This is a genomic window from Nocardioides sp. (genome assembly GCF_035703625.1).
Classification (GTDB): domain Bacteria; phylum Actinomycetota; class Actinomycetes; order Propionibacteriales; family Nocardioidaceae; genus Nocardioides.
Genome location: NZ_DASSXS010000221.1, coordinates 1 through 9,527 on the forward strand (window position 1 = coordinate 1; position 9,527 = coordinate 9,527).

General features: G+C 71.1%; 9 protein-coding genes. 6 read left to right on the forward strand and 3 right to left on the reverse strand.

From position 1 onward, the window contains the following. Nucleotides 1–67 precede the first annotated feature (67 nt). Genes VFN12_RS11255 through VFN12_RS11265 form a run of 3 tightly spaced genes read right to left on the reverse strand, consistent with a single transcriptional unit; the run spans nt 68 to nt 2,644 of the window. Nucleotides 68–535, reverse strand: coding sequence for a nitroreductase family deazaflavin-dependent oxidoreductase (locus tag VFN12_RS11255; protein WP_325118773.1), 468 nt, complete (start codon nt 533–535; stop codon nt 68–70). Between the two features lie 43 nt (nt 536–578). After that, nucleotides 579–1,775, reverse strand: a complete 1,197-nt coding sequence (gene fahA, locus VFN12_RS11260; protein WP_325118774.1) for a fumarylacetoacetase — start codon at nt 1,773–1,775, stop codon at nt 579–581. After that, a complete protein-coding gene (locus VFN12_RS11265) occupies nt 1,772–2,644 on the reverse strand; it encodes a hypothetical protein (RefSeq protein WP_325118775.1) in 873 nt (290 codons plus the stop codon). Before VFN12_RS11265 ends, fahA begins: the two co-directional genes overlap by 4 nt. A 68-nt stretch (nt 2,645–2,712) precedes the next feature. On the opposite strand from VFN12_RS11265, the gene VFN12_RS11270 reads away from it, so the two are divergent. Genes VFN12_RS11270 through VFN12_RS11295 form a run of 6 tightly spaced genes read left to right on the forward strand, consistent with a single transcriptional unit; the run spans nt 2,713 to nt 9,391 of the window. Then, entirely contained in the window at nt 2,713–3,945 is a 1,233-nt protein-coding gene (locus VFN12_RS11270; RefSeq protein WP_325118776.1) for a homogentisate 1,2-dioxygenase, read from the forward strand. A 12-nt stretch (nt 3,946–3,957) separates the two neighbouring features. After that, entirely contained in the window at nt 3,958–4,611 is a 654-nt protein-coding gene (locus VFN12_RS11275; RefSeq protein ID WP_325118777.1) for a hypothetical protein, read from the forward strand. Next, entirely contained in the window at nt 4,608–6,989 is a 2,382-nt protein-coding gene (locus VFN12_RS11280; protein WP_325118778.1) for an FdhF/YdeP family oxidoreductase, read from the forward strand. The genes VFN12_RS11275 and VFN12_RS11280 overlap by 4 nt, the downstream gene beginning before the upstream one ends. 38 nt (nt 6,990–7,027) lie before the next feature. Next, nucleotides 7,028–8,020 (forward strand): pirin family protein, encoded by a 993-nt coding sequence (locus tag VFN12_RS11285; RefSeq protein WP_325118779.1) that lies wholly within the window; start codon nt 7,028–7,030, stop codon nt 8,018–8,020. A gap of 41 nt (nt 8,021–8,061) precedes the next feature. Beyond that, complete coding sequence (locus tag VFN12_RS11290; RefSeq protein ID WP_325118780.1) at nt 8,062–8,790, forward strand: flavodoxin family protein; 729 nt, start codon at nt 8,062–8,064, stop codon at nt 8,788–8,790. Between the two features lie 7 nt (nt 8,791–8,797). Beyond that, nucleotides 8,798–9,391: a DNA-3-methyladenine glycosylase I gene (locus VFN12_RS11295; protein WP_325118781.1), complete on the forward strand. Its 594-nt coding sequence runs from the start codon at nt 8,798–8,800 to the stop codon at nt 9,389–9,391. The last annotated feature ends 136 nt before the right edge of the window (nt 9,392–9,527 follow it).

A 9,527-nucleotide genomic window follows, 5' to 3' on the forward strand; every position in this document is an offset into this window, starting at 1 on the left:
GTGGGCCACGACGTGGCCGGGAGCGGGGTACTGACCGAGCTGCACCCCGGCCACAGTAGTGGGGCCCTCAGCGTGGGGTGAGGTAGAAGACCGGGATGGTCCGGTCGGTGCGCTGCTCGTAGAGGGCGAAGTTGGGCCAGGTGCCGAGCATCACCTGCCACATCGCGGCGCGCTGCTCGCCCTCGACCTCGCGCCAGGACACGGTGTACGTCGCTCCGGCGAAGCGGACCTCGGCGCTGTCGGCGGCGCGGAGGTTGTAGACCCACACCGGCGTCTTCGGCCCGCCGAAGTAGGACCCGGCGATCAGCCAACCGCCGTCGTGCGGGACGCAGAGCAGGGGCGTGGTGCGCGGAACGCCCGACTTCCGGCCGGGCACGGTCAGGGCGAGGTTGGGGAGGCCGGCGATGTCCAGCACGCTCACCCTCCCCCGGGAGACGCGCTGCAGGGCCTTGTCGACGGTCACGATCTGGGGGAGCAGCTTCGGCATCCACGGGATCGAGCCGATCTTGACGGCGAGGGGAGTCAGGAGGCCCACGCGCCAAGGCTAGGCGGTCAGTACGCCGCCTCCTGCACGTGGCTCACCTGGCGGGTACGACGGTGCCGGCGACCTCGCCGAGGGCGATCCGCCCGCCGCCGGTGCCGGGCGCGGTGTAGCGCAGCACCACCTCGTCGCCGTCCTCCAGGAACGTGTGACCGCCGGCGAAGGGCTCCTTCCCGCCCCAGCTGAGCTCGAGGAACGAGCCGCGCTGCTCCCGCTCGGCGCCGGAGACGGTGCCGGAGGCGAACAGGTCGCCGGTGCGCAGGGAGGCGCCGTTGACGGTCATGTGGGCGAGCATCTGGGCGGGCGACCAGTACATGGAGGCGTACGGCGGTCGGCTCACCACCTCGCCGTTCAGCTCGACCTCGATGTCGATGTCCAGGCCCCGGGCCGCCGAGCCCTGCAGGTAGGGGAGCGGGGCGGGGTCCTGGCCGGGGAGGTCGACCCAGGCGGCGTCGAGCGCCGCGAGCGGCGTGACCCAGTGGGAGATCGAGGTCGCGAACGACTTGCCGAGGAAGGGTCCCAGGGGGACGTACTCCCAGGCCTGGATGTCGCGGGCCGACCAGTCGTTGAGGCCGACCAGCCCGAACACGTGCCCGGCGACGTCGTCGACGCCGACGCGGTGGCCGAGGGCCGAGGGGGTGCCGACCACGAAGCCCAGCTCGGCCTCGATGTCGAGACGCGCGCTCGGCCCGTACGTCGGGGCGTCGGCCTCCGGTGGCTTCCGCTGTCCGGACGGGCGCACCACCTCGGTCCCGCTGGCCACGACCGTGCCGGCGCGGCCGTGGTATCCGACCGGGAGGTGGCGCCAGTTCGGCAGCAGCGCCTCGGCGTCCGGCCGGAAGATGCGGCCGACATTGGTGGCGTGCTCCAGCGAGCAGTAGAAGTCGACGTAGTCGGCGACCTCGACCGGCAGCAGCAGCTCGACCTCGGCCAGCGGCAGCAGGTGCGGCTCGACCAGCCCGCGCTCGGTCTCGTCGGTCAGCAGCCCGGTGATCCACCGGCGGATCGACGCGGCCACCTGCGGTCCCTCGGCCATCAGCGGGTTGAGCGTCGGCTCCTCGAAGACGTGGTGCACGTCGAGCATCTCGGCGGCGGCGACCGGTGCCAGGTCGAGCACCTGGTCGCCGATCCGGACCCCCACCCGCGGCTCCTCGCCGGGGCGGGAGAAGACGCCGTACGGCAGGTTGTCGATGTCGAACAGGGAGCCGGCGGCTCCCTCGACCCAGGTGTTCATCGGGGTGCCTCCAGCAGTCCGAGGGCGATCAGGTCGTCGAGGGGCTCGGTCACGCTGCAGGAGCCGAACGACGTGAACCAGCGGCGGGCGCGGGCCATCGCATCGTCGCCCTGGTCGCGCCAGAGGCCGAGCAGCGCCTCGTGGTCGCGCTGCTCGAGCAGGCCGACGACGTCGTCGCGCCCGGCGCCGTCGAAGGCGACCCTGGTGGCCAGCAGCACGTTGAGGAAGCCATGCCTGTCGACGGGGTGGTCGCGGGCGTCGGCACCGGTGTGGCGCACGGCGTTGTGCAGGCCTGCCGTGCACTTGAACGGCGTCTCCCGGTCCAGGGCCGCGTCGATCCAGGCGGCGAGGGTCCGGGCGTGGGGGAACGCGTCGGCCTCGAGTCCGCCGGTGCGGAACTTGAGCCGGAGCTCGGCCCCCGACACCTCGTCGGCCGCCGCGAGCCAGGCATGGCCGGTGTCCTGGTGCGGGAGCTCGACGTAGACCGGGACCTCCTCGTCGAGGCCTCCCTCGGCCCGGAGGGCGTCGACGGCGGCGACCACCCGCCGCGCGTTGCCGGCGAGGTCGTCGAGGTCCCGCAGGGCGATCTCGAGCCCGGCCACGAGGTTGCCGGACTTCACGGCGAGCCTGGCCGCGCCGGCGATCGCGCCGGCGCCGCCGGTCACCACGATCGAGAGCGGCAGGGCGGGCGCCCCGACGTCGGGGATCTTGACGTCGGTGACGACGAATGAGCCGACCAGGTCGGCGTACCACTGCTCACGGCGGCTGGTGTAGGCCCCGACGGCGTCGGGCCGGGGGCTGTCGCCGGGTGGGAAGATGGCGGCGTCGTCGACGAGGTGCCTCCACACGTCGGGCAGTTGCGTTGACATCGGGACTACCCTAATGGCGAGACGGATAGCGGACGACATCGTCCGATAACAGGACACATCGAGGAACCATGGCCCACTACCGCAGCCTCGGCAGCGTCCCGCCCAAGCGGCACACGCAGCACCGGGATCCCGACGGCCAGCTCTACCGCGAGGAGCTGATGGGCGAGGAGGGGTTCTCCTCGGACTCCTCGCTCCTCTACCACCGCGGAGTGCCGTCGGCGATCGTCGACAGCCAGGTCTGGGAGCTGCCCGACCAGACGCGCACCCCCAACCATCCGCTGAAGCCCCGGCACCTCGAGCTGCACACGCTGTTCGAGGGTGACGCCACCGCCGACGCGGTGACCGGACGCCGGCTCGTGCTGGGCAACAACGACGTGCGGATCGGCTACGTGGTGGCCGGGCCCGGCGCGTCGCCGTACTACCGCAACGCGATCGGCGACGAGTGCGTCTACGTCGAGTCCGGATCCGGCGTCGTGGAGACCGTGTTCGGGACCCTCTCCTACCGGACCGGCGACTACGTGATCGTCCCGCGGGCCACCACCCACCGGTGGGTGGTGGGCGAGGCGAGTCGGCTCTACCCGATCGAGGCCAACAGTCACATCGCCCCGCCGAAGCGCTACCTCTCCCGGTTCGGGCAGTTCCTGGAGCACGCGCCCTACTGCGAGCGCGACCTCGTCGGACCCACGGAGACCTTCGTGGTGGAGGGCGAGAACGTGGAGGTGTTGGTCAAGCACCGCGCGGGCGGCGCGGTGCTCGGCACCCGGATGACCTACGCGACCCATCCCTTCGACGTGGTCGGCTGGGACGGCTGCCTGTACCCCTACACGTTCAACATCGAGGACTACATGCCGATCACCGGCAAGGTCCACCAGCCGCCCCCGGTGCACCAGGTCTTCGAGGGCCACAACTTCGTGATCTGCAACTTCCTGCCCCGCAAGGTCGACTACCACGAGCTCGCGATCCCGGTGCCCTACTACCACTCGAACGTCGACAGCGACGAGGTCATGTTCTACGTCGGCGGCGACTACGAAGCCCGCAAGGGGTCGGGGATCAACATCGGCTCGATCTCCCTGCACCCCGGCGGGCACGCGCACGGTCCCCAGCCCTCCGCGATCGAGGCCTCGCTCGGCGTGGAGTACTTCGAGGAGTCGGCCGTCATGGTCGACACCTTCGCCCCGCTCGACCTCGGCGAGGGAGGGCTCGCGGCCGAGGACCCGGCGTACGCCTGGACCTGGGCGGGTCGGGGACCCGGTGCCGACGGCGAGGGTGACGGCGGACCCGCGGTCTTCTCCAACTCGTGAGTGGGCGTGGCCGTGCCTGACGAGGGTGCCCAGGCGCGGCAGAAGGCTCGGGCGAGCCGGGACGACCACCTCGCCGGAGCGTCCTTCACCGTGGGCGGCTCGCTGTTCGCGGCCGGGGCCCTCCTCGCCCAGACCGGGGCCGACCTGCTCACGGTCGAGGTCACCTACCTCGTCGGTGGTGCCTTCTTCAGCCTCGGCGGATGGCTGTCGGTCCTGGCGTCGGCCACCGGTTCCCGTGCCCGGTCGAGCGCGGTGGTGCTGTTCGCGGGCACCCTGCTGTTCGCCGTCAGCCTGGTGGCCGCCTTCGCCGCGGGCCTCACCCCGCGGCAGTCCAACACGTGGGTCTGGTTCCCCGACATGCTCGGATGCGTCTGCTTCCTGGTCTCCGGGCACCTGGCGATGCTCGACGTCGGTGACGGCCGGCTCCGGATCCGCCCGGGGGAGCGGGACTGGTGGGTCGCGGCCGTCAACCAGGCTGGGTCCTACCTCTTCCTCCTGGCCGGCCTCGCCGCGTTCGTCCGCCCGGCGACCTCGGAGCCGGTGAACGTCGGTCTCGTCAACTGGGGGACCTTCGCCGGCGCGGTCTGCTTCGCGATCGCCGGGGTCATCCAGGCGCGCGGTTTCCGCGCGCGGTCTTGGGGTACTACTAGCGGGTGGGACGGATGACGAGACGCGCGCCGAGACACGACATCGACGAGACCGACCTGGCAGTCGAGGGCGAGGCCCACGCCGCCGCCGGCCCGACGGCCGTCGCCGTGTCGATGAAACGGGCGATCGAGCAGATGGGCGTGGTGCGAACCACCCGCACCCTGCTCAAGCTCAACCAGGTCGACGGGTTCGACTGCCAGGGCTGCGCCTGGCCCGACCCGGCCCCGGGCGAACGCGCCCACGCAGAGTTCTGCGAGAACGGCGCCAAAGCCGTCACCGAGGAGGCCACCAGACGCACCATCGGTAGCGATTTCTTCGCGGCCCACCCGATGACGGAGCTGCAGGAGAAGACCGACTACTGGCTGGGGCAGCAGGGTCGCATCATCGAGCCGATGTACCTGCGCAGCGGCGGGACCCACTACGAGCCGATCTCGTGGGAGGACGCCCACCAGGTGGTCGCGCGGAACCTCAACGCCCTGGCTACGCCGGACCAGGCGATCTTCTACACCTCGGGCAAGACCTCCAACGAGGCCGCGTTCGCCTACCAGCTCTTCGCCCGCGCCTTCGGCACCAACAACCTCCCGGACTGCTCCAACATGTGCCACGAGTCCACCTCCGTGGCGCTGGCCGAGGTGATCGGGATCGGCAAGGGCTCGGTCACCCTGGAGGACATCCACGAGGCACAGCTGATCGTGATCGCGGGCCAGAACCCCGGCACCAACCACCCCCGCATGCTCACCGCGCTGGAGAAGGCGAAGCACAACGGCGCCCGGATCATCTCGGTGAACCCCCTGCGGGAGGCGGGCCTGGTCCGGTTCAAGAACCCCCAGAAGGCACGCGGCGTCGTCGGCAAGGGCACCGCCCTCGCCGACCTGCACCTGCCGATCCGGCTCAACGGCGACCTGGCGCTGTTCCAGGCGATCGGTGCCCTGCTGCTGGAGTGGGACTGCGTCGACCACGACTTCGTCGAGCAGCACACCACCGGCTTCCCGGAGTGGGCCGACCACCTGCGCGCCCTCGACTGGGACGTCGTGCTCCGCTCGACAGGGCTCACCCGCGAGCAGATCGAGGAGGCCGCGGGGATGGTCCGCGACTCCGACGCGACCGTGTTCTGCTGGGCGATGGGCATCACCCAGCACCGCAACGCCGTGGCCACGGTCAAGGAGATCGCCAACGTGGCGTTCCTCCAGGGCAACATCGGCAAGCCCGGCGCGGGTCTCTGCCCGGTGCGCGGTCACTCCAACGTCCAGGGCGACCGGACCATGGGCATCTGGGAGCGCCCCCCGGCCCACTTCCTGGACAGCCTCCGCGACGAGTTCGGGTTCGACCCGCCGCGCGAGCAGGGCCTCGACAGCGTCGCCGCGATCAAGGCCCTGCGCGACGGTGACGCCAAGGTGTTCATCGGCATGGGCGGCAACTTCGTGTCCGCGGCGCCGGACACCCAGGCCACGGAGGAGGCCTTCCGACAGGCCGCGCTGACCGTGCACGTCTCCACCAAGCTCAACCGCTCACACGTGGTGCACGGCCAGGAGGCGCTGATCCTCCCGGCGCTCGGTCGGAGCGACAAGGACCTGACCGGCGGGCGGCGCCAGCGGGTCACCGTCGAGGACTCGATGTCGGCCGTGCACGCGTCGCAGGGGCCGCTCGAGCCACCGTCCGCGGACCTGCGTTCGGAGGTCGACATCGTCTGCTCGATCGCCCTGGCGACGCTCGGCGACCGGTACGACATCCCCTGGGCGGACTTCCGCTCCGACTACGGCCAGATTCGCCGGCGCATCTCGCGGGTGGTGAAGGGATTCGACTCCTACGAGGAGAAGATCGACCGACCCGGCGGCTTCACGCTGCCCCACCCGCCGCGCGACAGCCGCACCTTCCCCACCGAGGCGGACCGGGCCATCTTCACCGTCAGCCCGACCTCGGTGCTGGACGTGCCGGAGGGCCACCTGCTGCTGCAGACGTTCCGGTCGCACGACCAGTTCAACACCACGATCTACGGGCTGGAGGACCGCTACCGCGGGATCTCGGGCGGTCGTCGGGTGGTGTTCGTGCACCCCGACGACATCGTGGCCCTGGGCTTCGAGGAGGGTGCGATGGTCGACCTGGTCAGCGTCGACGAGGAGGGCACCACCCGGCAGGCGCCGCGGTTCCGGGTGGTCGCCTACGACCAGCCGCGCGGGTGCGCCGCGGCCTACTACCCGGAGACCAACCCGCTCGTGCCCCTGAACCACACCGCGGAGGGAAGCAACCAGCCGGCATCGAAGTCCATCGTGATCTCCCTGGAGGCTGCGAAGGGCGGTCATGAGGGCGTGCGCGATGCGAGCGACGCCGGCTCCATCACCCCCGCGGGGCGCGGCGACGAGGGCAAGCGGAACGTCGAGCCCCAGCACCTCGGCTGAGGCTCCCGGTGTGACCGGACCTGCGCGATAGTGAAGGGGTGACCAACCCCGAGCGCGACCCGGACGAGATCGTGTGCACCACCGGAGCGGCTGCCGTCGAGGTGATGGTGCCACGGGAGGTGCCGCTGGGTGGCCCGCGCGCGATGCACGTACGCCGTACCCTCCCGCAGCGGCACCGGTCGCTGATCGGGGCGTGGTGCTTCCTCGACCACTACGGCCCCGACGAGGTGGCCGACTCCGGCGGCATGTCGGTGGCCCCACACCCACACACCGGACTGCAGACCGTGAGCTGGCTGTTCACGGGCGAGGTCGAGCACCGCGACAGCGCAGGCCACCACGCCATGGTGCGACCCGGCGAGCTGAACCTGATGACCGCCGGACGGGGCATCAGCCACTCCGAGGTGTCGCCCGGCTCGACGACCACGCTGCACGGAGCGCAGCTCTGGGTCGCCCTGCCCGAGTCGGCGCGCGACACCGATCCGGGCTTCGAGCACTACGTGCCCGGGAGCGTCTCCGGGGACGGGTGGCGGGCCCGGGTGTTCCTGGGATCGCTGCTGGGTGAACGCTCCCCGGTGACGACGTACTCACCACTGCTGGGTGCCGAGCTGCGGCTGGAGCCGCACACCCGGCTCACGCTCGACGTCGACCCGGCGTTCGAGCACGGTGTGCTGGTGGACCACGGGGTCCTGGCCGTGGCCGGCCAGGAGACCAAGCAGCACGAGCTCGTCTACGTCCCTCCGGGGTCGGCGGCGCTCGAGCTCTCGGCGTACGACGGCCCGGTCCGCCTGCTGCTCCTCGGAGGCGAGCCGTTCGGGGAGTCGATCGTCATGTGGTGGAACTTCGTGGGGCGCACCCATGACGAGGTGGTCGGGTTCCGCGAGGAGTGGCAGGCGCAGATCAGCGACGCAGGTGCCGTCGTGTCGGACAGCCAGGACGTGTCCGAGGGACGGTTCGGGGTGGTGGTCGGCGACCACCTGCCCCCCATCCCGGCCCCGGAGATGCCCCACGTTCGGCTCAAGCAACGCCGCTGACCCGTTGTGCACCGGTGCCCCCGCCCGCCAGAGTTGGGTGCATGACCAACGGGGACAGCGGCTTCGCGGACTTCAGCGGCCTGCGGGCGACCTACATCAACTGCACGCTCAAGCGCAGTCCGGAGCCGAGCCACACGCAGGGGCTGGTCGACGCAAGCGCGGCGATCATGCGTGAGCACGGCGTCGACGTGCACATGCTGCGGGCGATCGACCACGACATCGCGACCGGCGTCTACCCGGACATGCGCGAGCACGGATGGGAGACCGACGACTGGCCAGAGATCTACCCGCGGATCCTCGACAGCCAGATCCTCGTCATCGCCGGTCCGATCTGGCTGGGTGACAACTCCAGCATCACCAAGCAGGTCATCGAGCGGCTCTACGCGCTGAGCGGGCAGGTCAACGACAAGGGCCAGTACCTCTTCTACGGCCGGGTGGCGGGATGCCTGATCACCGGCAACGAGGACGGCATCAAGCACTGCGCCCAGAACGTGCTCTACAGCCTCCAGCACATCGGGTACACGATCCCGCCCAACGCCGACGCGGGCTGGATCGGCGAGGCGGGCCCCGGGCCGTCGTACCTCGACCCCGGCAGCGGTGGGCCGCACAACGACTTCACCAGCAGGAACACCACCTTCATGACGTGGAACCTGATGCACCTCGCCGCCATGCTCCGCGACGCCGGCGGGGTCCCCGGCCACGGGAACCAGCGCGCGCAGTGGGACGAGGGCGAACGGTTCGGCTGGGAGCCCCCGGAGTACCTCTCCTGATGCGGCGATGAGCGGCAGCGGTCCCGTCGTCGGCGAGGACGGCCTCGCGCGTTGCCCCTGGGGTGCCGGCAGCGAGGTCTACCGCGCCTACCACGACGCGGAGTGGGGCGCGCCCGTGCACGGGGAGGCGGCGCACCTCGAGCGACTCACGCTGGAGGCCTTCCAGTCGGGGCTCTCGTGGTTGACCATCCTCAACAAGCGCGAGGCGTTCCGGGAGGTCTTCGCGGGCTTCGACGCCGACGTCGTGGCGGCGTACGACGACGCCGACTTCGACCGGCTGATGGGCGACGCCCGGATCGTGCGCAACCGGCTGAAGGTGCGTGCGGCGATCACCAACGCGCAGGCGACGGTGAGCCTGCGCGAGCGGGGCGGGCTCGAGGACTACGTGCGGTCCTTCCGCCCGGAGCAGCCGGCCGCGCCGGAGACCACCGACCAGGTGCCGAGCGTCTCGCCGGAGTCCGTGGCCCTGTCGAAGGGGCTCAAGAAGCAGGGGTTCGTCTTCGTCGGGCCGACCACGATGTATGCGCTGATGCAGGCCATCGGCCTGGTGGACGACCATCTCGTGGGCTGCCATCGCCGGGGATGCGCGTCCGCCGCCTGAGTAGGTTGTCGGCCATGACTCGCGTCCATGCCTTCGGTGACGACGTCCTCGGCGACCTGGATGCGGTCGGCCTGGTCGACCAGATCCGGTCGCGCCGCGCCTCGATCCGCGAGGTCGTCGAGGCCGCGATCTCCCG

Excerpts from the sequence above, each read along its gene's own strand:
- VFN12_RS11265 (WP_325118775.1), bottom strand. The coding sequence starts at position 2,644 with ATGTCAACGCAACTGCCCGACGTGTGGAGGCACCTCGTCGACGACGCC.
- VFN12_RS11295 (WP_325118781.1), top strand. The coding sequence starts at position 8,798 with ATGAGCGGCAGCGGTCCCGTCGTCGGCGAGGACGGCCTCGCGCGTTGC.
- fahA (WP_325118774.1), bottom strand. The coding sequence starts at position 1,775 with ATGAACACCTGGGTCGAGGGAGCCGCCGGCTCCCTGTTCGACATCGAC.
- VFN12_RS11290 (WP_325118780.1), top strand. The coding sequence starts at position 8,062 with ATGACCAACGGGGACAGCGGCTTCGCGGACTTCAGCGGCCTGCGGGCG.
- VFN12_RS11280 (WP_325118778.1), top strand. The coding sequence starts at position 4,608 with ATGACGAGACGCGCGCCGAGACACGACATCGACGAGACCGACCTGGCA.
- VFN12_RS11270 (WP_325118776.1), top strand. The coding sequence starts at position 2,713 with ATGGCCCACTACCGCAGCCTCGGCAGCGTCCCGCCCAAGCGGCACACG.